Raw genomic sequence first — 19919 nt, forward strand, 5'->3', positions numbered from 1 at the left:
AGCCGTGGAGCGCCGCCGGCTAGTTCGTAGATGGCTGTGATCGCATCTGGAGTGAAGATTGGACCTGTTGCTCCGGCCAGCTTTAGCATTGCTTCGATGTACGGCCCGGCCTCCTCCGAGCGCAGGCCTGAGAACTCATGGCGCACCACGATCCTCTGAAGGAAGGAGTCGTGGACTCGGATCCTGACCATTGGCACAATCGCAGGAGTGCCGGCAAGGATGAGCATGGCGAGGTTCTTGGAGTCCATGTGGAAGTTAACGTAGAATACCTGGACAACACCATCACCACGACCAACTACGAGACGGTGCAGCGGGCATATGACGAGTGGATCAAGCATGTGGAGAACTATCGAACGCCGAACACTCTGCGATTCTACAAATAGCGCTTTGAGGACCTTCTGCCGGAGCTAGGGCATCGTCGGTTGAAGGACGCAACCTTGGGGGATACGCAGAAGGTGCTGGGCAAGCACCCCACAAAGGATCAGCACAACAGACGGGCGTTGTCTGCGTTTGTCAATTGGTGTGCCGATATGGGCAAGATTCCCGTCAGGCATGATTTCCGCAAGCTCGGAACTAAAGCGCGTCCTGCACCCAAAAGAGAGAGCGATGTGTGGAGCTTCGAGCAGGTCCGGAAGGTGTACGCGGTTCTGACGTTCGACAACTTATGCGACATTTTTATCGTCCTGGGCATCGAATGCGGCCTACGACTACAGGAAATCACGGGTCTCCCGTGGCCTAACATACTCCAAAGACTAATCAAGAGTATCGCATATCGAACACTGCCGGATACAACAAGAGCGTTAACCTGGTGGTTGCGGACGCGATGGGCAACGTGCCGGACATCAACTACATACGAAAATACATGCGCCGGGGGGGACGAAATGCCGGCGTGAGAAACCGGCAGGTGGAACATGCCGCGATGCCGAACAGCATTACATTGAAAGAAAGGAGGAGGGCCGAATGGACAGAGGCTATGTCCATGTCTACACGGGAGACGGAAAGGGCAAGACAACGGCAGCGTTCGGCCTGGCTGTGAGGGCCGCCTGCTATGGCAAGAAGGTCTACATCGGTCAGTTCGTGAAGGACATGAAGTACAATGAGACAAAGGTAGAAGCCTATCTCCCCAACATCAAGATTGAGCAGTTGGGGGTCGGTTGCTTCATAGACAGAGCCCCTACCTCGGTTGACAAGGAGGCTGCCCAGACCGCTCTGCGTTCCTGCGCCCAACTGCTGAAGAGCGGCGCATATGATCTGATTATCCTGGATGAGATCAACATCGCCATCCACTTTAAGCTAGTTACTGTTGAAGAGGTGATAGAGGCCATAGATGGTCGCGCCGATGGGGTGGACGTCCTGCTGACGGGAAGACACGCACCGGATGAACTGATCGCAAGAGCGGATTTGGCTACAGAGATGAAGGAAGTGAAGCACTACTACAGCCAGGGGATACTGTCGAGACCCGGCATAGATTGCTAGCCGCCGGCATCGTGGCCTGCCGAGCTCGCCCGGCCCGCCAAGCCGCCGGCCCGAATGGCAGTCGCACACTGCGGGCAACGTCTGGCCAGTTCCTGAAGGTTCTCCTCAACACTCACGCGGCCTGCACGGAAAGACGGGCAGTCATCGCGCAGCCCAGAGCTATGCTTGTAGCCCCTCCTCACCATCTCCTCTGCTAGCTCGTCATGGCGAATGCGAATCCGGTCCACCTCGACCAGACCACGGTCGAGATAACCCTGAATGCCGACTCCCTTGGCCAGCGTCCCTGCAAACATGTGCATCTCAGCATGCTCGCCGAGCAGGTGCTTTCTACACATCAGCCTGGGATCTACATTCCACATCCTCATCAAGTCCACCCCGCCTGCAGCTAGGATTTCGCAGTGGAACACCGTGATCGCATGACAGCCGCGAGAAACGCCTGCAAGAGCAAAAACGAAAAGGAGGGCCGTCGAAGCAACTCCGACGGCCCTCCAAATCTGGTAGCGGCGACTGGATTCGAACCAGTGACGCTGCGGGTATGAACCGCATGCTCTGACCACCTGAGCTACGCCGCCACTTCACCAATTTCCTGCGAGTTTGATTCTGTCATCCCGGATAGGCCTTGTCAACGCACCCCCGCCGCGGCACAATTCCCCATATCACTTGTCCGGCAACACCCGCACTATCCTGTAGCTTCCGCCGTACTCGCAAAAGTCAAAGCTTCTCACTCCGTTGCGGGTACTGCCTACATACTTGTCTTGCCCTGGGAGAAACATCACGCCGACGATCGCTGTCTCGCCTACCTTGAGAAATCTGCTGTGCACCGCCGCCGCGGCCAGCAGAGAATCATCAGTGTATACGTCCGTTCCCCAAACCGAACCTCCCGCCGTGCCAGTGACTCGGAAGTAGAAGACTCCCTCGCCTCCGTTCCTGAACCAAGTCAACCCGCCCGGGTCAGGCAACACATAGATGCCCTTTGAAGTGTTGCGAGATACCCGGTAACTGCCAGAGTAGGACCCGTAAGACCAGGTGTTGATCCCGTTTGCGGAGCTTCCTTTGTAACTGCTCTGGCCGGGAAGGATGGCAACAGCTACCACTCCGCACTCCCCAGCACGGAGCGCGCCAACATGCACCGCGGCCGCAGCCAGGCTGGAGTCGCACGTGTACACTTCGTTGCCCCATACACGCCCGCTCGACGCTCCCTTGACGCAGAAGTTGAAAGTCTCTCCGGTTTTGTCACGGTAGAACCACAAGTTCTCTGGAGCGAATGGCACGGAGATGATCGTCTCTGGCTCGGCAACTCCAAGCTCACCCGCAATGAGTTGCCTGTTGCCTTTCAGACTGGCCAGCAACGACTGAAGTTCAGCGATGAATGTCGGGTGAGCCAATGCCTCCTGTATGGCCGTGGATATGGACGTTTCCAACTTCTGAATGATCTGATCAAGCTCCACAAGAGAATGCGGATCCCTTGACCCCTCAGCGCTGAGAACTGGTGAACCAAGAGTCAAACATGCTGCCAGAAGGAATGCTATCAATGCGGGGGCTCGAAAGCGCATCAGTCTCACTCCAATCATTGCCTTGTTGGCCGATTCACGTCTGAAATTCCACGTGAGTTGCGCAATTCCTTCGTTAGTGTCTCGGGTAGTGGTGTAAATCCAGCGGGAGGATCCTGAGCGTATTGACAGGGACAGCCGCCATGTGGTTCTCTTCGGGTGTAGTGCAAATGCAATCCGAGGGGGCAACCAAGATGGCAGCTGCCAAGAGAAATGTATCACTGCGTGGGCAACCTGGGTCTCAGGATACCCAAGCTCATGGAGGGAACATTCTTTCCAAGCTTCCTGGAGCCCCGGAGAATGACGGAGAAGGCTATCCTGTCAGTAGTCCAGGAGGCATTCTGGCATGAGTTTCTAAAAGGCCTGGCATCTCGCGGGCTTAGCGGAGCGAAGCTTGTGATAAGCGATGCCCACGAAGGACTGAAGAAAGCGATACAGAAGGCTTTCCTAGGGGCATCGTGGCAAAGGTGCACGGTGCATTTCATGCGCAACGCGCTTGCCCATGTGCCCCGGGCCGCGCAGCAAATGGTTGCATCCTACATCCGGACGATATTCGCTCAACAAACCCTCTTGAGAGGCTGAACAAGGAGATCAAGCGCCGCGCGGCCGTAGTAGGCATTTTCCCTAACGCCGATTCAGCGCTCAGGCTTCTTGGATCGGTGATGATAGAGCAGAACGATGAGTGGATCGTACTGCGCAGGTATTTCAGCCAGGAGTCCATAACCGGCCGGAGGAGACTAGCGAGGATCGACTCCGAGGAGAATCGCAGAAGCGATTTACACCACTTGACAAGACGTGACCAGAGCAGTAATAGGAAGCCAAGTAACGATTCGTTTATTGTTAAACTGCCGGGGGATAGAGTACATGTCCTGTATCCATGATTTCCCTCAGAAATCCACTCTTGTCCTGTCCGTACTCAATCAGCACTGGCTCAATGCGAAAGTCAATCGAGCGCCTAAGCTTGTACAACTTGGCCTGTTCATCCAAGTAATCGCCTTCCAGCTTGTCAACAATAACAGCTATATCAATATCCGAATCTGGCGTTGCTGTCCCCTTGGCATAAGATCCATACAGGACGATATGTCTAGCTGATATATGTTGACTGACTAACTCAGAGTATCGTTTGGCTAAGCTTATAGCTGACTCTTTATCCATTCTGACAGCTCCTTTGTCTTGATGATCAAGAGCTCGCATTTCTCTACAGTCAAGGACTTTAGTATCATGTCCTTCTCCTTGGGATATCGGGCTTCGACACTTAGAGGTTCTAGGATGTCCAGAAAATCCCTCTGGCTTTCACTCAGCTCTTCATAGACACTTAAGAGGTTAGCTAGTCGAACAGGTTGTGGGTATAAGGCGGTGTATCGTTGATCGTACGCACATAGTATGCTTTGAGGAGCTTCTCTATCGTTTGATGGCACATGAATCCTACATATAGATACCTTTCAGTCACGAGCATTGCTTTTGCAGTTTCCAAATCATAGTCAGCGATGTCAACCCAGTAAGACACGGCTGCATCTAAATAGCTCATTTGGAAACACCTCTATGATAGCGCCACTCTACTTGTACATTGTAATTCACCAAGGACGCTCAGAAACCTACTTCCCCAGAGTCGCGTCAGAGTTGCCCTGCTGAAAAGCGCCTTTGCCCATCCTCAGTTCTCAGGCCTGTCTGCATCCTTGATCATTCTGCCATTGGCGCCTCACTTGCGCGACCCCATTCTAGCCTATTCTGCTGCATTTCGCAGACCGCTACTCCCACTAGATGAGGTCAGTGGATTGCCGGCATATCGGGCGGGAAGGCCCGAGTTTGAGGGATGAAAGAAACATCGACGCAATTGTGCAGAATCCAGATGCCCAAGAGGTTCGGCGTGTCAAGTCATCAAACAAAGAAGTCCTCGATTTCGGCTGCGTAGCTTACGAGGCCCGCACCTTCATAGACTACGCTAGACGGCAGCACTACTTCGCACCCAATTCATATGTTCCGAAAAGGGAAAGGCCCAAATGCTTGCGATCTTGGCGGCAAGCGGAATGCGGAACTTCTGACAGAAAAGTGTGACCAACTTGAAACCTAGTTCCACGACTTCGATTTCGGTGACCCGGCCGGATCTTCCGACTACCTTCTTGATCCGGGTCTTGGCTCCGCAGGCGTCAAAGTCTTTGAAGTCGTCAGTGACGACCAAGTCCGTGGAGTCGATAATGACGGCAAGCTCCCTGTCGAGCAGGGCTTTCTTAGCCATCAGAGATATCAAGCGATTCAGGAGCGCCTCGCTTTCTTCTAGAGTAAACCTCTTGAGCACGTTGGCGACGGTCTGAGGAGAGAATGGCCTTGGCGGTTTCTTCCCGGGAGCCCGGCTATGCCGGCCTCTCTTGCACAGCCCTTCAGTAAGGATGAGGCCGTTGAAGCCGATTATCTCCATGAGGGCGGTATTGGCGAAAAGCAGTCCCGGAAGGGCGTTCATGGACGGCACACCCAAGAGGATCTTGGCTATATACGTCAGAAGGAAATAGGCCAGAGGCAGCATCATCCGCTGGTAACCGAGGATGTTAAACGACTGAAGAGCATCAATGAACCCGATATCCTTCATGAAGACGAAAACAGAATCAAGCGCGCCTGCAGAGGTCAGGGGATTGCATCCACCTTTTTACGCTTGAACAAAGCCTGCGCGACGCGGCGATCGTCTCTGCGGGCCATTTGGAGGCGTATTGAGCGTGCACAAGCATGGCGTTCACTCAAGGCTGCGCAACCTCCGATGGAATGATGGTCCGGGAGCGTATTCCACAGGGAGGGGTTCAGTACCTCTGGGATGCATTTACAAGTCATGGTGTATTGATATCTAGCGGCTGGCCATAGGGCATGAGCTCATCGGTCAAGACTCGCTGGAAGAGAACTGGGACACTATATCGTAACGTCAGGGTGCATCTCATACATGGTTGACAACGGGGAGGAAAGTCTAATATCTTAGAATACAGTGAATAATGGCATCAAGTCGAGACTAATGTGACGGCGTACTGAGATGGATGCTTCTCATGTTTAGGGATTGCCTAAAGCTTCTTTCGACTGGGGGACCATCATGCTCTTGTCATACACTTATAATGTCTCGTGGCAGGTTATCCTTGATACCGTTTATATCATTGACGAGCGCGACGCATCGGCTTATGCACTTGAGCATGTCGGTGCGAGGTGTGTTGTAGGCGTACACGAAGAGCTTGCATATCCTCTGGGGTAGTTCTTTGTCAGCCGAATACGCACTGTCTCGGGCGCAGTAGTCTTTGAGCCATGCCCAGACGTTCTCCTGCGGGTTCAGCTCTGGAGAATATGGAGGCAGGAACATGAAATGAAGCCTGCCCTGGTATTTGCTCTCGTACTCAGGCGCTATGGATCTGTGGGGCCGGTAGGTGTCCAGAATCACCTAAACTCCCTTATCGCGGTTTATGCGCATCAACTTGTCGACAAACCGGCCTACATGCTGCGACTTCATGCCTTCCCGCAGCGCGGCAGCCCCTTTTTGAAGGACTCCTGGGCCTCCTTGTTCGCCCTTGTGGGACGCTTGGCGCTCCTCTTGTGGGAATGGCCGAGCTTGTGCAGTACCTGCCGGATCCACTCGTATGAGTGCTTCTTCCCGTGGGCATCAAAGACGTACCTTTGAAGAACCCGGGTATCCCAACGGTTCTTACTGTATCCATGATCCCTGGGGCTACGGTTCCTGACCGCGTCGTCTATGTAGGGAACTGTTCACTGCCGGGTTGCTTGCCTATAGTACTCAGTGAACATGGCAGAGAGTCTTGGATGGTATGACATGATTGATTTTGGGAATGTAGAATTCATTAAAATCGCTTTTTTGACCGAAGGCGTGAGTTTTTTGCGTTTGATTGCGGCTTTAATGCCTTCGTTACAGACTCTGGCCGTCGCCGGATTGCTCGATGCTTTGCCGGGCGCCCTATCGAACGGGCGTATCATGGATGTCTCGCCGCCGCTTCTTGCTCTTCTTGCTGTTATGTTAGGCTCTTATCTTATTCAGGCGCTAAACCGCTTCCTAATGCTGGAATTGAGCATGCGCCTGGAAGACCGCCTGAAGCCGGAGTTTGTCGCGAGAATTAATCGTTTGACTTATGAGTATATCGAAAACGATGAGACCTACGATTTGTTGGAACGGGTAGGCGCAGATCTTCCGGGAACCGTGGAGGGCGGGTTTGTGAATCTCTTGGATCTGGCTGAAATAAGCCTACGCGTTCTGGGTCCTATTGTGATCATTGGCCGGTCTTCTGTGCCGGCTGCAGGCACCTGCCTGCTCCTTATTATCCCAATTGCGGCCTTTGCTCAGAAAAGCGGTAAGGAAGCTTATAAGGCTAGTGCCCAAATCGCACCTCACGCTAGAAAAGCTAAATACCTAAACTCCCTTATATCATCAAGAGAAGCTGCTTCTGAGCGCAAGCTGTTTGGATTTGGCGCAAAAATCAATGAGTACTGGAACCATGAGATTCATCAGAAGATAACTTTGGACTATAGTGCAGATAAGAGGATTTTCATCAGGGCCAAGAGCATTAGTGTCTTGTTCACATTGCTTTTGTTTGTCATCGCCTTGATACTTATCTTGATTGTCAGACAGAATCTAATGACAGCAGGCGCCTACATTAGTCTGATTATTACGTTTTCACATTTGATTCATACCTTGTCGTGGCAGTTTTCGGACTTGCTAAAGGAGTATGTACAAAAGCGTTTGTATCTGGAAGATCTGAGCCGTTTCGAACAGCTCGCAGAGGAACCGGGAAATGACAGTGCCCCGGACAGACGCATTCTTAGCATGCTTCTTGAGAGTCTGGTTTTCGAGCATGTAAGCTTCACGTATCCCCAATCCGACAGAGAAGTCCTGCATGACTTCTGTCTCACCATTTATCCAAGGAAGCAGTATGCCTTCGTTGGCCAAAATGGTTGCGGAAAATCGACGGTCGTCAAGCTCCTCACCGGGCTCTATAAAAGCTATAGCGGTCGAATTCTATTGAACGGCCGGGATATCAAATCGTTCAGCGCCGCCGAAATAAAGGCCTATTTTGCTGTTGTCTATCAGGACTACGCCAAGTATCAGCTGTTGGTAAGAGAAGAGCTGCAATTGGGCAACCCGGATCTTACCGATCCGGAAATCGTAGCTTTACTTGAACAGACTGGTCTGGAGCGCAAAGTGGAGTCGTTTCCCCGGGGTGTTGAGACCCCTTTGGGCAAGCTCGAACCTGGCAGTGTGGATCTGTCTGAAGGACAGTGGCAGCGGTTGGCTCTAGCCAGAAGCTTTGGAAGAGAGGCCAAACTTCTGGTGCTAGACGAACCTGCAGCAGCCCTTGATGCTCTGGCTGAAAGCCGGATCTATCATATTATTCGTAATATCGGTATCAGACGATATACGAGCACCTTGTATGTTACCCATCGTTTGGCTGCAGCCAGATCGGCCGATGAGATTATTGTGATGAATGACGGCCGGATCATTGAGCAGGGCACGCATGCCGCCCTGCTCGCCATGAACTCCTATTATGCTGAAATGTTCAACACACAGCGGAAGTGGTACCTGAAAAAAAAGGTGGCGGAAGCATGAGTCTCTCAAGAACAGAGGGTTTTCTGCAGCTTGTTCATAAAGCACTGCCATTGGTTTTTCAGGTATCGCCTTGCCTCTTTATCTGCGAATATGCAGTTACTTTGCTGGATGCTCTGTTGCTCGTCTTGACAACTATCACTCTTCAGAATTTCTTTGAACACGTAACCGGGTTGGCGGCCGGCTTGATTTCGTTTAACTCTACGTTAATATCGCTAGTTCTGTTTGCTTTGCTGAAAGTTTTGGATGAGGTGATCGATGGAGTTGCTAATTTTATCGGTGAGTATTACTCCGGCAGAAGCAACCAGACAATGATGAACGAACTGAATCGGAAGGCAGACAGATTGGACGCATTAAAATTCGAGGATCCTCAGATTCTGAACCAAATAAACCAGGCTTATCGCGGAGCTTATGATGTACGAAATCTCGTCCATGTTCTGATGGACATTGTTTGCCTATATATTCCCTATTTCATATTCATGGGACTCTTCCTACGCCGTACTGAGCCTGTACTTCCCTGGATACTGCTGCTGGTTTTTATTCCGGTGCTTGCCTCCCATTTTTTGCGTTCCAACTATTATACAAGGCTCGATGATCGCACTGTCATGCTGCGCCGCAAGGAAGAACATTATAAAGAATGTCTGACGGCCAGACTATTCTTCAAGGAAACCAGAGCACTGGGTGCCGGCGCTTTTTTTCTGTCCCGGTACATCCAAGCTTTCAAGAGAGCTCAAAAGCTGCTTTACCAGACTGAGCTCAAAAGTCAGGGCGTCGGAATTGCTGCGAACGCGCTTTCCCTGGCAGGATATACGGCTATTCTGGGGATCCTTGTTTCGCTCTTGATACATGGGAGGATTGCCATTAGTTCCTTCTCGGCCATCTTGGCGGCGACGCTTGAGATGTTTGCCATGATGACGGAAGTTCTGGACAACAGGCTCGGCGAACTATCTGCCGGTTTGGGGCAGATTCGCAAGTACTTCACGTTTCTCGACCTGCCGGAGCAGGAGTATGGGTCGGCGCACATCGATGATCAGAAAGATATTGTGCTCGAAAAAGTCAGTTTCACTTACCCCGGCACCGCAGGGCCGGCACTTACCGACATTTCTCTTCATGTAGCCGCCGGAGAAACACTTGCCATTGTCGGCGAAAACGGTTCGGGAAAGACGACACTGGCCAAACTGATCTTGGGCTTGTACCGACCTGACGGAGGCCGGATTCTGATGGGCGATGTTCCCTTAGGCGAGTTGGCCCCAGGCAATGCTTACAGGAACGCATCCTGTGTGTTTCAAGATTTCCAGCGCTACCAGTTGTCGCTGAGGGACAATGTTGCCATCAGCGACTTCGCCAAGCTGAGCATCTCAGATGATACCAGAGTTCAGGATGCCCTTACAGCGGCCGGGTTTCGTGCCAACGCCCAACAGATGGCGCAAGGACTGGACACGCTCATCAGCAAGGAGTTTGGAGGAACCGACCTGTCGCGTGGGGAATGGCAGCGCTTGTCCATTGCCCGGGCCTACTATCGGTCTCACCGGCTCATTGTGTTGGATGAACCGACGGCCGCCATCGATCCCTTTGAGGAAGATCGCATTTATCGCGATTTCATGAAACTGAAGAAGAATCACACTGCTATTATTATCACGCATCGTCTTGGTGCAGTACGCTTAGCCGATCGCGTTTTGGTGCTCAAGGAAGGCCGAATGGCAGGTATCGGAACTCACGAGCGACTTCTGGACGAGTCGCAGTACTACCGCAGACTCTGGGCGGCCCAAAGCAGGTACCTGCAATGAAAAATGGGCAGACATTTTCGAAGATGTCTATGAAGCCAGGGACCAATTGCCACGATCTTATGCATTGCTACCCAAGTTTGACATCCGAGAGGAAGCAAATACGGCCTGAATGAGTCGGATAAGGTCTGGAACGGGCGAGTGATCGAGCAACTGGTAAGTCAACTCACCGACAATCTGACGAAACTGGTGTGCGTGGCCGATCCGGCTAGCGAGCAAATAAGCCTTTAGTTGGTCATTCCCCAAATGCCTGCTTGCCATATGCTACATGCGGAACGTGAGCATGGGACAAGACTTCATATGAATACGCAGTCACACCTTCACCGAAGTGTTTGGCATGGAGAGCCTAGCAGAGAGAGTCAAGAGAAGGTTCGGCGACATGGAGGTCATTAGGTTGCCGGAAGATCATCTTGAGGCCCGATGAGAAAGATCCTCTGCGCCTGCTGTATCCAGCTCTGCCGTCTCCAGCATCTGGTCGTACGTTTCTATGCTCATGATTACCGGGTCGCCGCGGCCATTCTCGGAGATGGAAACCGTCCCGGCGAGCATCGAGAACATGAAGCTGCGAAGCACTGCGGAGATCTGATATACTGACGATGCGCCACGATGATGGCGTAGCAAGCGCGAACGGAGGTGCGCTTCAGATGGGCACAGACACAGACGCTATCGGGCGACCGTATGTCGCCGCGTCTCGCCTCCGGACTATCCTTGGCGAAACCGAAGCCACGTTGCGGGGTATCTACGGCGACCGTTTCCTTGGTCTTGTGCTCTTCGGTTCCCATGCCCGAGGCACGGCGGCGTCAGGTTCCGACATCGATTTGGTGCTTCTGCTTGGGGACTGTGAAGGGGTGCGGGAGAGACGACACTATTCTGCAGCTATCGCAGACTTGTCTCTCCGACACGACACAGTCATCTCCGTAGTTCCCATGGGAATCGATGAGTATCGCTCGGGCAAGACGCCGTTTCTGCTGAATGTCCGAAAGGAGGGCGTTAGTCTGTGACGACGCCTGACGTAGCAGATCTTGTTCTGAAGGCGGATCGCAGCCTGGCCGCGGCGGAGCACCTGTGTGCAAGTGGTTTCCCCGACTTCGCCGTTAGCAGGGCATATTACGCCATGTTCTACGCGGCGGAGGCACTTCTTCTTGACCAGGATCTCTCATTCCCCAAGCATTCCGCTGTGATCTCGGCCTTTGGGCAGCGTTTTGTTCGGTGTAGGGATCGCCTTGACTATTCCCGTCTTCTCAATCAGCTGTTTCTCAACCCCTTGGACTCGAGTGCCCGGATGTGGCGAGGGTCTACATCTTCGACTTTTCCGAGAAACATGGGTTTGAAGCGATGATGGGGAAAGTAGTCGATTGAGGCCAAGTACGTAGTCTCCGGGGACCATGGTTTTGGCAACGATCGCCTTCATTCTCTGGGCATCTGCCGCCATTTCGAATACATCGACAGAGTGCCTTACCCCTGCATTGTGGAGCTCTGCGCAGTAGACCGCGGCGTCCTCGATCAGGCTCCAGTAGCCTTTCCATGAGGGTCTCTTCTCTCATAACCTGCGGAAGCTCGCCTACGGCAAGGTTGTTCAGCTCAATCATACTGGCGCCTCCAAAGGGCAGAGCTCGCCGCCCCTCACCTGCAACTCGGACCATCCGACGAGTACCTTCTGCGGCGCCGGCTCCTCCCAGGCACTCACTGCCCAGGCTCTCTTGTGCGGTCTACTTGCGTGACTCCAATGGAGACATTCGGTTTTCGGCCTGTGTAGTCCTCCAGCGATACTGCGTCCGGCTCGCCTCTAGTCGGTTTGCGCACCCCGGCCCCTCCGCGGCGTGCAGCCCCAAGCAGGCAATCACGATTTTGCAGGAATCCTGCACTTGTCGGCTGCGCCCGCAGCGGCTCTAGACTGTGTTGAAGTCAGTCAGTATGCTCAACCAGATGCCTTCGCATAAGCTCCAGTGTGCGCTCCAGCGCACAGTCAGGGTGAACCCAGAAGTCGGGAAAGCAGCCCATCCCGCCGACATTGATGAAGTCACCAGTGAACCTCAGGGCTGTAGGCACTGACACTGTTGCCCCAGAATAGGGCAAAGTGACTAATCCGGGTGTCCCCGTCAAGCATAGGCCTTTCGTGTTAACACCCATGAGCACCACATTGTCCATCTGGAGCAGGCACTGAACAAAGAACTCACCTGCGAAGGCTGTATCTCGATCAACGAGTACAGCGATGAACGGATCATTGGCAGCGTGAACAGCTCTGGTCTGGCGAACCTCGCTCCAGCCGGACCTTGCCGTACTACGCTGAAACTCGCACATTCTGGTGTAATAAGCGGCCAGACTCGAACCTGGCTCCTCCTGCAGCAATCTTGCGTTCAGAGTCAGTCTGAGACACGTGCAGAAGGGGTTGCTGCATTAGTGGATGGGCTTTCGCTCAGATGATAGAGAACACACTGCCAGGCATGAATGCGCATCAGTCTGTCTCAGCGGGCGCTTGACAAGTAGTCAGTACTGAGTATACTGGTACTCAGTGCTGACTACTTGCTGAACTGAAAGGGTGCTCGCATGATACCGCTGTACATTCTGGGCTTGCTGCAAAGGTTTGGGCCGCAGCATGGCTATCAGATCAAGAAAACAATGGCCGAGGAGCTCTCCGATTTTACCCAGATCAAGCTGCCCGCTATTTACTATCATCTTGGGAAAATGAAGAACGACGATCTGCTCAGCGCCGGCAGCGGACAACCGGGCGAAGGGCCAAGAAAAACCGTGTACGCGATCACCCCAAAAGGTATTGACAGCTTTCAAAGCATGCTCGCAGGTCTGCTTGATTTCAGTTACCGTCCTTCCTTCCCTTCCGACAGTGTCTTCTATTTCTCGGATTGTCTAGACCTCTCTGACATAGCCAATGGATTGGAAGCATATGCCGACAACCTGAGGAAGACGATAGGTTCGATTCAAATGCACAGAAAGGAGACCTTGGCGTTCGTTCCTGCGGAAGTGACGACGATGGTCAACATCATATTCAGCCATCACGAACGTCATTATCAAGCCGAGCTGGATTGGGCGACAGAGGCTTTGAGCCGTTTGGATAGAGGAGGCGCCAGCGATGGTAAAGCCAAGGGTCATTGAGACAAATGAGGGCATACAGGGTGAACTGACCGTAGAGATCTTCAACAGATTTGCACAGACCATGCGCGATAAAGGCTGGAACAATGTTGATAGCATTCTGGGCGCAGGGATTACAGGCGGGAATGTGCTCGAGATCGGCCCAGGCCCAGGATATGTCGGGCTGGAGTGGCTGAAGAGATCACCTGGTGCAACGCTTACCGGCTGTGAAATAAGCAGTAAGATGATAAGGCTGGCTGAGAGGAATGCAAGAGATTACGGATACGAAGCAAGAACCACCTACATTGAAGGCAACTGCATGCAAATGCCGTTTCTGGATGGATCCTTCGATGCCGTCTTTTCCAGCGGATCGCTTCACGAGTGGGAGGATCCTGTCAGGGCATTCAATGAGGTATATAGAGTGCTAAAGCTGGGAGGGCGCTTCTGCATAGCCGATTTGAGACGGGATGTCGGCCCGGTGGCGAAATGGCTTGTCTATTTCTCCACCAGTCCGAAAGAGATCCGCCCCGGACTCTTAACCTCCCTGAATGCCTCATACACAATCGGGGAGCTGAAGGGCATTCTCAGCCGGTCTCCACTGAAGAGCGCCGATGTACTAAAGGAGTTTTTCGGGCTGTGCATAAGAGGCAGCAAACAATAGAGCCCGGTGCAATCGGGTAAGTTGGCCTTGCGAGTATCGCGAAGCATAGCCACAGCTGCCAATCGGTCCAGCAGATGAAGAGCATTCGCCCTCCGCCTCCGTCTGCCGGCAAGGGAAAGGCCGATGCCGGTTCAGCCGAGGGAGGAACGCCAGGCGCAGACGACAAACTGAGGATCCTTCGTCTGACCGATTGGCCTTCATGGGAAGCGTTAGGTGCGAGCGTCAAGTACGTCTCCGACCAGTCTGGAGACATGCTGGAAAACGACCTCGTCAAGCCCGGCGGAACGCTGGCCGCGGCCCCAGGATACTGCGATCCTGAAGCAGGACGCAGGAGAGTATGTGGGATTCATCAGGCTAGCAGCGCGCAAGAGGTAGGCTATCGTTGCATATCGAGGCTCCTGATCACCGCATTGATCCGCTTCCTCACCTTCTGATAGTCGATTTCTGCCCACGCCTTGAGCAAGGGAATGTGGTCCGGATTGCCACTCTCCTCAATCAGGTCAAGAAAACGCCACATCAGCGCTCGGTTCTGGTCCTTCAGGTATCCCATGTCGTACGGCGGGTCCTTGGCCAACAGTCGGTCAAGCCCCCCAAGCAACTCATGTGCGTATGTCTCCCGCTCGATAGCTCATCCCTCTTCCGTGTAGACCAACACCGGCAATCGGCCCTCGTATATGATGCCAAGGCAGCCGCTGTGAATCACCCGGTCAATTCGCGCCAGGACGTCAGCCTGCGACAGGCTCGAGTAATAGCCATACACTGGGCTTTGATCGAGACCAAGCTCGAGGACCTTTCTCTCCCGCGATCCTTTGAGAACCTTCGTCAGCATCGTCCGACCGCCTCGCGCGATCAGGTTGTCCGCTCCCTTCAAGATGGCCGCGATCTCGCATTCGGGAAGATCCTTGGCATCGCCCGGGTCAACACGAAACTGCGCTCTATCCCTGCGCCGACTCATCTTCCTGACCTCCATTCGCAGGACAGAACCCGGGGCAGCTGCAGACTATCTCACCCTTATCGATACGTTCGGCTCCAGGATGGCGCAGTCCTTCATTACTACTCTCAACATCAGCACCGAACGAACCGGCGCGCCGCATGGATGCCATTACCCAGGCTATAGGCAACTACCTTGAAAATAGCCCCTTTGCGACCCAATTTTCATCCTGCGTGGCGCCGACACTGTTGGCATGGGGGACTAATGAGCGAATCGGTGCCTAGCGCTCGATAGTGGGCAACGCATATGCGCCATACGCTGCATGTTCGCCGCTAACTGCCCATCTACCTCTATGCATTACCCACATCCATGGAGATACCCGGGCCCGAAGTCTTGACCATCCTGGACTTCTATCTATTTCCGTTAAGGTCGGGGACACGGCGTCTGGCGGAGCAGCGCGGTGCGAGGCCTCGATGGGACACCCGCACTACACTGGCCTTGCTGAGCCTCGGACCGCCTGCTCCTGGAGTTTCCGCGTTCTAGCCGCGCTAGCTGGGCCTGCAGATATTTGCGGTCTCCGGGGCTCAACGCGGAGATTTTTCGCCGTGTGAGTGCAGAAAATCTCCGTCCAACGCCTCAAAAGGGGAGAGGAGTTGCACAGGCACCCCCTATAGGTATCCACCGAGGCACCGCGCCCAAATCGATTCGAGCTACCGGCATACGCTCCCTGGCGCAGGGCGAGTCCTCCGGGCAAGGTATCTACTCCATAAACAAGATGTGCATTCCTTCCAGCGATGTGGGTAACGTGTAGTTCTACCTGGCCTTTTGTGATGCGTTCATAGAGTCTACACCCAGGTTTTTACATCGGCCCAAATTGGCGAGATCGCTAGCCGATACACGATGGCGCCAGCATGGGGGATCCCGGAAACAGTCAGGGCGCTGGTGGCAGACCACTTTGTAACCGTTGTCCTAAACATCGCCTGCCTGAGGTGGTTCATGAGCCAACGACTCTGATATGACTGCATGCTGCAGATCATTGCGGGCGGAGTTCGGGACCAGCAGATCCACGTCCTCTCTCCCGAGCGCCACCGCCACATCAGCCGACACCGACAAGTCATCCAAAAGAGAGATGCCGCCGTCGGTGAGAACGGCAATGTCGACATCGCTTATGGTAGTGGCCTGTTCCGTGACTGTGGAACCCAGGAGATAATCTGCCACAACCTGATCGCGTTTCGTGAGGACAGACACTACTGCGTCCCTGATTCGCTCAACAACGTCACGTCTGCGCACAAAGACCGCCTCCGACAGCCAGACCGGTGACCACCTATTGTGCTCTTGCTCCTATGCCTTCACTATCAATCCCTGGGCTTGCTGAGGCGGCATTTGACTGGAGTTCGGCTGTTCCGTTACCGTTATCGTGACGCTATCCGACAGGTCGCCCCACGTTGCTGTGACCACGCCTATGCCTGGCTTAGTTGATTTGAAATCGCAGTTGTACCCGGGCTCATCCAGCACAGTGCTGTAGTTGCGCTGGTCGCACGTCAGTCCCCCTACATCGCCGTCAAGCTCCCAACCGTGACCTTCCTGATGCAGGTCGCACAGGTGGCGGGCACAGTCCACCGGAAGCACGAGGCTTGCGCGTACGCCAGCTCACCGTCTCCTGAACAGATCCTGCAAATCCACCTCCTGCCAGCCCGCGTAGTCGAGAGCGCGAACCCACAGGGTAAGCTGCTCGGGAAGGGCGATCACCTGGTAGACTGTGCCCGGGTGTACGGCGCCGCCGTCATAGACGCCTATATCCAGGAGTTCCTTCATGCTCTCGACGTCGAGCCTGCCGCGGAATCTGTCGGAGTTCGCAAGGCCGATGAGGTTGCGGTAGCGCGGATCGAGATCCTCCGGACGGGGGTCGGTCACCTCGCCAGCCCAATCCTCGGGATACGGCGGCACGAAGCTGTTGTAGGCGGCCAGAATCCCCTCCTGGTCGCCTCTTCTCACCCGGGCGCTGAAAGTCGCCCTTTCCACCGATACGCAGTCTTCGGCATCGGCGATCTGGATAATGTACGCGAGATCAGCGGGCGTCTGCACTAGATAGGACGATGCCTCCTCGAGGGTGCTGAATTCGTTTAGGGCCGTCGCCAGCAACGATGTGGTGTTCTCCCGCTCTTCCATGTAGCCGGGATCAGAATAGGCTCCATTGTTGAGCTCAATGAACAGGCCCAGCTCGTTCATGCCGGTCTCAAGATACACATCGCCGAGGGGGTGCACGTTCGCGAAAGCGTTCCCCAAATCAGGGTTGAACACGACAACTGATAGATACTTCATGTACGGCAGCGTAGCCCGCCTATCGATGTCCCAGTTCCTCCCGAACACGAGGGCGCCGTCGGGCGTATACCCGTCCCAGGCTGCAATGGCGCTGCAGGCGCTGGGCGGCGCACCGCCCAGGGCCACGGTTGACAGCATGACTATTCCGGCATCGAGACGCGAGACCTCATCCTGGTTGAGACCCGATGTCTCAGCTATGCCCCCTAGCAGCTCCTTGAGGTTTTCGCTGAGTGTCCCTGTCCAGGAATCCGCGAACTCCCGCTGGCTGGAGACTGGCATTCCGCGCCGCGCTATGTCGTCTGTGATCTCGGTGAGGAACTGGCGCAGCTCGTCTCGCACAAGCCCTCCGTACTGCCGCCCCATCGCCCGCCAGGCGCCATTCAGGTTGAGCACCCAGCAAGAGCCGTCGCCGGTTTTGTATGCTTTGCCCCCTTCGTAACTCGCGTATTCAACGAGCTGGGCTCGGGTTTCCTCGGCGCCGCAACGCAGGGTCAAACCCACCACAGCGACTAGAACAGCCAGAACTACTATCACGGGAGCAAAACTGTGGTTCTCACGTATCTGCCCAATGCCCATTCTGGCACTACCTCCAATTATGTTGCGTCATCTGGCCGGGCTGAAGCTCATCTCGAATGTGACGCCGGGGTCGCCGGCGAACACGATCATGCCGCCTGCCGGCAGAGTCGCCGTGTCATGGCCGCTTGACCATGAGAACTCGGTGCACTTCCCGTTCTCATACACTGCGAAGGAGCCGTGCTCGGGCGTCTTCACGTGTATGGTTTTGCCTGCATCGGTTGGAGCGATGTGGTACCATACCGCATATCCGTCCGGGCTGATTGTGCACGTGGCGTCTCCCTCTGTGGGGAGGACGTCTATGTTCTTCTCGCTTACTGCAATCATGTTGCTCGCCTTAACGTACTCCTTGCCGTCCTGTACGCAAAATACCAGGTCCATGAGGTGGCGGCCTGACAGCACTGGGATCTACAGGGGCGACATCGCGGTGCTTGCGTCGACGATCTGAAGTGTTCTCATGTAGCCGGGCTCTTCCTTCGACAGCGAGATCCTGATCATGGCATCGGGGATGGTATAAGCCTGCGAGCTGAACTTCTCGTTTACAGGGTAGTAGGCTATCCCGTCTCTCAGAGACCAGGCACGCTGCACACTCTCTTCAAGCACGACCGGGGCAAGCTTTTGCATGTAGTAGTCGGTTACTACGGTGTGCCCCAGACCAGGGATGTTGATATACACCTCACGCTTTGCGTACGTGTGACCATTGGACTCTGTCACGAAGCTCACGCGCTTGCCCCCACTGGCCGCGGCGAATACGCCGTCGCCTATGTAGATGAGTGTTTCGGCGGGGGGAGCATCGTCACCGAGTGTGGTGATGGTCAACGAGCCGTCGGCTGCGATGTCCACTCTTACCAGGGAAGACCCACCGCCGTAGAGCCCCGAGTGCCCCAGGAGTGTGGGTGGCATCGCGGCGCGGGACTGGGCCGAAAGCACGCTCCGAGCGCTCGCCGAACCGGGGTCATCCATGAAGACCCGGGCGAACTTGCACAGGTCCTCGGCTGTGGAGTAGACTCCGCCTGTCCCTATTGCTCCCAGGGTGTCGACCGCCGCATGGCCGCCCACCCTGTCGACGTATGTCCGGGCCAGCCTATTGCGGTCGAAGTTATCCTGAGGCGTTGCCGTGTTGGTCATCCCCAGAGGAGCGGCTATGTTGCGCCTGATGAAATCGGTGTAACTCTCGCCGCTGACCCTCTCCACCACCAGCTTGGCTAAGGAGCCCATCAGGCCCGATGAGTGGTTTAGCGGCATTCGCACGGTGATCTGCCTGTAGCGTGGATCGGCCATGGTAAACTCGGGGATGTACGTAGTGACGGGGGCATCCAGTTCGACCTGGCATCGGTCTTCCAGTATCATGATTGCGGCAGCCGTGAACACCTTGCTGCTGGATCCGATCCCGTACATGGTGTCAGCCGTGATAGGGGCATCCTCGGTTCTGCTGTACACGCCGGCGTTGCCTGAAAGGATGATCTGCCCGTCGGATATCACGGCGTACTGAACGTTGGTCGCTCCCAGATCGTTAACGAGCACTGCGGCCTTCTGCTGCGCCAGCGCAGCAAGAGAAGGGCCCGGGGTCGGGGTCGAGGTCGCGTCCGGTTGCGCCCGCCGCGCCTGCGGCAAACACCGCGGGTACGAACAGTATGATCGTGGCCGGCAACAGCGACAGCAGTAGACGCGGTTTGTTCCTGATGTTCATTCCTCTCTTTCACTCCTCCCGAGGAAGCATGAGCAACGCCAAGAGACTGCAGTAATCAGGTGCGTCGCTAAGGTGGACCCCTTTGTCAAGACACTGTTAATGGGTTTGCTAAGCAACGCCCTCCATACTTCGTAATGGTCACTACGGTCCGCGCTATGGCCTGTCGGGCCGTCAAGCGGATCCGGGCGGGCTCCGGCTCCAACATGTCCCATGCCTTGCTCGCTCGGGTATCGATGTCGGGGCGGGCGCAGGTGTCATACGGGCGGC

The 19919-nt window shown here is 54.8% G+C and carries 26 protein-coding genes, 1 tRNA gene and 1 pseudogene; 9 read left to right on the plus strand and 19 right to left on the minus strand.

The annotated features are described in order from the left end of the window. On the minus strand, positions 1 to 248 hold a 248-nt coding region (locus VB144_12045), incomplete at its 3' end, for an AAA family ATPase (protein ID MEA4884361.1). On the opposite strand from VB144_12045, the gene VB144_12050 reads away from it, so the two are divergent. Beyond that, positions 249 to 383 carry a hypothetical protein gene (locus tag VB144_12050; GenBank protein MEA4884362.1) on the plus strand — a complete coding sequence of 45 codons (135 nt, stop codon included), beginning with the start codon at positions 249 to 251 and terminating at the stop codon, positions 381 to 383. A gap of 553 nt (positions 384 to 936) precedes the next feature. Beyond that, positions 937 to 1476, plus strand: a complete 540-nt coding sequence (locus VB144_12055; protein MEA4884363.1) for a cob(I)yrinic acid a,c-diamide adenosyltransferase — start codon at positions 937 to 939, stop codon at positions 1474 to 1476. On the opposite strand, the gene VB144_12060 is transcribed toward VB144_12055, so the two are convergent. From VB144_12060 to VB144_12070, 3 genes are all read right to left on the minus strand, one after another. Continuing rightward, the gene (locus VB144_12060) at positions 1473 to 1841 is read right to left on the minus strand and encodes a pyrimidine dimer DNA glycosylase/endonuclease V (GenBank protein ID MEA4884364.1); all 369 of its coding nucleotides are present in this window, start codon (positions 1839 to 1841) and stop codon (positions 1473 to 1475) included. The two genes, VB144_12055 and VB144_12060, sit on opposite strands and share 4 nt — an antisense overlap. Positions 1842 to 1971: 130 nt before the next feature. Beyond that, positions 1972 to 2048, minus strand: a tRNA-Met gene (locus VB144_12065). A gap of 84 nt (positions 2049 to 2132) precedes the next feature. Next, on the minus strand, positions 2133 to 3029 hold the full coding sequence (locus VB144_12070) for an LCCL domain-containing protein (GenBank protein ID MEA4884365.1): 897 nt from the start codon (positions 3027 to 3029) through the stop codon (positions 2133 to 2135). Positions 3030 to 3251: 222 nt separating this feature from the next. On the opposite strand from VB144_12070, the pseudogene VB144_12075 reads away from it, so the two are divergent. Further along, positions 3252 to 3748 (plus strand): annotated as a pseudogene (locus VB144_12075) (transposase). 118 nt (positions 3749 to 3866) lie between these two features. Here VB144_12075 and VB144_12080 read toward each other — a convergent pair. The 5 genes from VB144_12080 to VB144_12100 all read right to left on the minus strand — a co-directional run bounded on the left by VB144_12080 (position 3867) and on the right by VB144_12100 (position 6435). After that, a complete protein-coding gene (locus tag VB144_12080) occupies positions 3867 to 4181 on the minus strand; it encodes a nucleotidyltransferase domain-containing protein (GenBank protein ID MEA4884366.1) in 315 nt (104 codons plus the stop codon). Beyond that, on the minus strand, positions 4160 to 4444 hold the full coding sequence (locus tag VB144_12085; GenBank protein MEA4884367.1) for a HEPN domain-containing protein: 285 nt from the start codon (positions 4442 to 4444) through the stop codon (positions 4160 to 4162). Before VB144_12085 ends, VB144_12080 begins: the two co-directional genes overlap by 22 nt. Beyond that, on the minus strand, positions 4354 to 4554 hold the full coding sequence (locus VB144_12090) for a HEPN domain-containing protein (GenBank protein MEA4884368.1): 201 nt from the start codon (positions 4552 to 4554) through the stop codon (positions 4354 to 4356). Before VB144_12090 ends, VB144_12085 begins: the two co-directional genes overlap by 91 nt. A 414-nt stretch (positions 4555 to 4968) precedes the next feature. After that, positions 4969 to 5610, minus strand: a complete 642-nt coding sequence (locus tag VB144_12095; protein MEA4884369.1) for a hypothetical protein — start codon at positions 5608 to 5610, stop codon at positions 4969 to 4971. Between the two features lie 495 nt (positions 5611 to 6105). Further along, positions 6106 to 6435 carry a transposase gene (locus VB144_12100; GenBank protein ID MEA4884370.1) on the minus strand — a complete coding sequence of 110 codons (330 nt, stop codon included), beginning with the start codon at positions 6433 to 6435 and terminating at the stop codon, positions 6106 to 6108. Positions 6436 to 6822: 387 nt separating this feature from the next. Between VB144_12100 and VB144_12105 the strand changes: the two genes are divergently transcribed. The 4 genes from VB144_12105 (at position 6823) to VB144_12120 (ending at position 11727) form a co-directional block, all read left to right on the plus strand. Next, positions 6823 to 8607 carry an ABC transporter ATP-binding protein gene (locus tag VB144_12105; protein MEA4884371.1) on the plus strand — a complete coding sequence of 595 codons (1785 nt, stop codon included), beginning with the start codon at positions 6823 to 6825 and terminating at the stop codon, positions 8605 to 8607. Continuing rightward, entirely contained in the window at positions 8604 to 10391 is a 1788-nt protein-coding gene (locus VB144_12110) for an ABC transporter ATP-binding protein (GenBank protein ID MEA4884372.1), read from the plus strand. Before VB144_12105 ends, VB144_12110 begins: the two co-directional genes overlap by 4 nt. Before the next feature lie 641 nt (positions 10392 to 11032). Continuing rightward, positions 11033 to 11389: a nucleotidyltransferase domain-containing protein gene (locus tag VB144_12115; GenBank protein MEA4884373.1), complete on the plus strand. Its 357-nt coding sequence runs from the start codon at positions 11033 to 11035 to the stop codon at positions 11387 to 11389. Further along, positions 11386 to 11727 carry a HEPN domain-containing protein gene (locus VB144_12120; protein MEA4884374.1) on the plus strand — a complete coding sequence of 114 codons (342 nt, stop codon included), beginning with the start codon at positions 11386 to 11388 and terminating at the stop codon, positions 11725 to 11727. The genes VB144_12115 and VB144_12120 overlap by 4 nt, the downstream gene beginning before the upstream one ends. Before the next feature lie 566 nt (positions 11728 to 12293). On the opposite strand, the gene VB144_12125 is transcribed toward VB144_12120, so the two are convergent. Further along, positions 12294 to 12437: a hypothetical protein gene (locus VB144_12125; GenBank protein ID MEA4884375.1), complete on the minus strand. Its 144-nt coding sequence runs from the start codon at positions 12435 to 12437 to the stop codon at positions 12294 to 12296. A 498-nt stretch (positions 12438 to 12935) separates the two neighbouring features. Here VB144_12125 and VB144_12130 point away from each other — a divergent pair, with 498 nt between their 5' ends. Together VB144_12130 and VB144_12135 are read left to right on the plus strand one after the other, a co-directional pair. After that, positions 12936 to 13499: a PadR family transcriptional regulator gene (locus VB144_12130; protein MEA4884376.1), complete on the plus strand. Its 564-nt coding sequence runs from the start codon at positions 12936 to 12938 to the stop codon at positions 13497 to 13499. Then, entirely contained in the window at positions 13477 to 14136 is a 660-nt protein-coding gene (locus tag VB144_12135; protein ID MEA4884377.1) for a methyltransferase domain-containing protein, read from the plus strand. The genes VB144_12130 and VB144_12135 overlap by 23 nt, the downstream gene beginning before the upstream one ends. Positions 14137 to 14512: 376 nt before the next feature. Here the strand turns inward: VB144_12135 and VB144_12140 are convergent, their stop codons facing one another. The 9 genes from VB144_12140 to VB144_12180 form a co-directional block, all read right to left on the minus strand. Then, entirely contained in the window at positions 14513 to 14710 is a 198-nt protein-coding gene (locus tag VB144_12140; protein MEA4884378.1) for a hypothetical protein, read from the minus strand. Between the two features lie 54 nt (positions 14711 to 14764). Further along, on the minus strand, positions 14765 to 15091 hold the full coding sequence (locus VB144_12145; protein MEA4884379.1) for an RQC-minor-1 family DNA-binding protein: 327 nt from the start codon (positions 15089 to 15091) through the stop codon (positions 14765 to 14767). A gap of 945 nt (positions 15092 to 16036) precedes the next feature. Continuing rightward, positions 16037 to 16357, minus strand: a complete 321-nt coding sequence (locus tag VB144_12150; protein ID MEA4884380.1) for a nucleotidyltransferase domain-containing protein — start codon at positions 16355 to 16357, stop codon at positions 16037 to 16039. A 51-nt stretch (positions 16358 to 16408) separates the two neighbouring features. Then, the gene (locus VB144_12155) at positions 16409 to 16696 is read right to left on the minus strand and encodes a hypothetical protein (GenBank protein ID MEA4884381.1); all 288 of its coding nucleotides are present in this window, start codon (positions 16694 to 16696) and stop codon (positions 16409 to 16411) included. Positions 16697 to 16717: 21 nt separating this feature from the next. Continuing rightward, entirely contained in the window at positions 16718 to 17965 is a 1248-nt protein-coding gene (locus VB144_12160; protein MEA4884382.1) for a C45 family autoproteolytic acyltransferase/hydrolase, read from the minus strand. A 27-nt stretch (positions 17966 to 17992) separates the two neighbouring features. Beyond that, positions 17993 to 18343, minus strand: coding sequence for a hypothetical protein (locus tag VB144_12165; protein ID MEA4884383.1), 351 nt, complete (start codon positions 18341 to 18343; stop codon positions 17993 to 17995). Between the two features lie 27 nt (positions 18344 to 18370). Beyond that, positions 18371 to 19486, minus strand: a complete 1116-nt coding sequence (locus VB144_12170; protein MEA4884384.1) for a serine hydrolase domain-containing protein — start codon at positions 19484 to 19486, stop codon at positions 18371 to 18373. Beyond that, positions 19476 to 19652 (minus strand): hypothetical protein, encoded by a 177-nt coding sequence (locus VB144_12175; GenBank protein ID MEA4884385.1) that lies wholly within the window; start codon positions 19650 to 19652, stop codon positions 19476 to 19478. Before VB144_12175 ends, VB144_12170 begins: the two co-directional genes overlap by 11 nt. Positions 19653 to 19737: 85 nt before the next feature. Then, the coding region (locus VB144_12180; protein ID MEA4884386.1) for a hypothetical protein at positions 19738 to 19919 on the minus strand (182 nt) is incomplete at its 5' end.

It is taken from the genome of Clostridia bacterium, assembly GCA_034926675.1.
GTDB lineage: Bacteria > Bacillota > DTU025 > DTU025 > DTU025 > JAYFQW01.

What these genes read in the sequence shown, in the direction of transcription:
- VB144_12060 (MEA4884364.1), bottom strand. Translation starts at nt 1,841, where the DNA reads ATGAGGATGTGGAATGTAGATCCCAGGCTGATGTGTAGAAAGCACCTG.
- VB144_12070 (MEA4884365.1), bottom strand. Translation starts at nt 3,029, where the DNA reads ATGCGCTTTCGAGCCCCCGCATTGATAGCATTCCTTCTGGCAGCATGT.
- VB144_12080 (MEA4884366.1), bottom strand. Translation starts at nt 4,181, where the DNA reads ATGGATAAAGAGTCAGCTATAAGCTTAGCCAAACGATACTCTGAGTTA.
- VB144_12090 (MEA4884368.1), bottom strand. Translation starts at nt 4,554, where the DNA reads ATGAGCTATTTAGATGCAGCCGTGTCTTACTGGGTTGACATCGCTGAC.
- VB144_12095 (MEA4884369.1), bottom strand. Translation starts at nt 5,610, where the DNA reads ATGAAGGATATCGGGTTCATTGATGCTCTTCAGTCGTTTAACATCCTC.
- VB144_12105 (MEA4884371.1), top strand. Translation starts at nt 6,823, where the DNA reads ATGATTGATTTTGGGAATGTAGAATTCATTAAAATCGCTTTTTTGACC.
- VB144_12110 (MEA4884372.1), top strand. Translation starts at nt 8,604, where the DNA reads ATGAGTCTCTCAAGAACAGAGGGTTTTCTGCAGCTTGTTCATAAAGCA.
- VB144_12115 (MEA4884373.1), top strand. Translation starts at nt 11,033, where the DNA reads ATGGGCACAGACACAGACGCTATCGGGCGACCGTATGTCGCCGCGTCT.
- VB144_12130 (MEA4884376.1), top strand. Translation starts at nt 12,936, where the DNA reads ATGATACCGCTGTACATTCTGGGCTTGCTGCAAAGGTTTGGGCCGCAG.
- VB144_12135 (MEA4884377.1), top strand. Translation starts at nt 13,477, where the DNA reads ATGGTAAAGCCAAGGGTCATTGAGACAAATGAGGGCATACAGGGTGAA.
- VB144_12145 (MEA4884379.1), bottom strand. Translation starts at nt 15,091, where the DNA reads ATGAGTCGGCGCAGGGATAGAGCGCAGTTTCGTGTTGACCCGGGCGAT.
- VB144_12160 (MEA4884382.1), bottom strand. Translation starts at nt 17,965, where the DNA reads ATGGGCATTGGGCAGATACGTGAGAACCACAGTTTTGCTCCCGTGATA.
- VB144_12165 (MEA4884383.1), bottom strand. Translation starts at nt 18,343, where the DNA reads ATGGACCTGGTATTTTGCGTACAGGACGGCAAGGAGTACGTTAAGGCG.
- VB144_12175 (MEA4884385.1), bottom strand. Translation starts at nt 19,652, where the DNA reads ATGAACATCAGGAACAAACCGCGTCTACTGCTGTCGCTGTTGCCGGCC.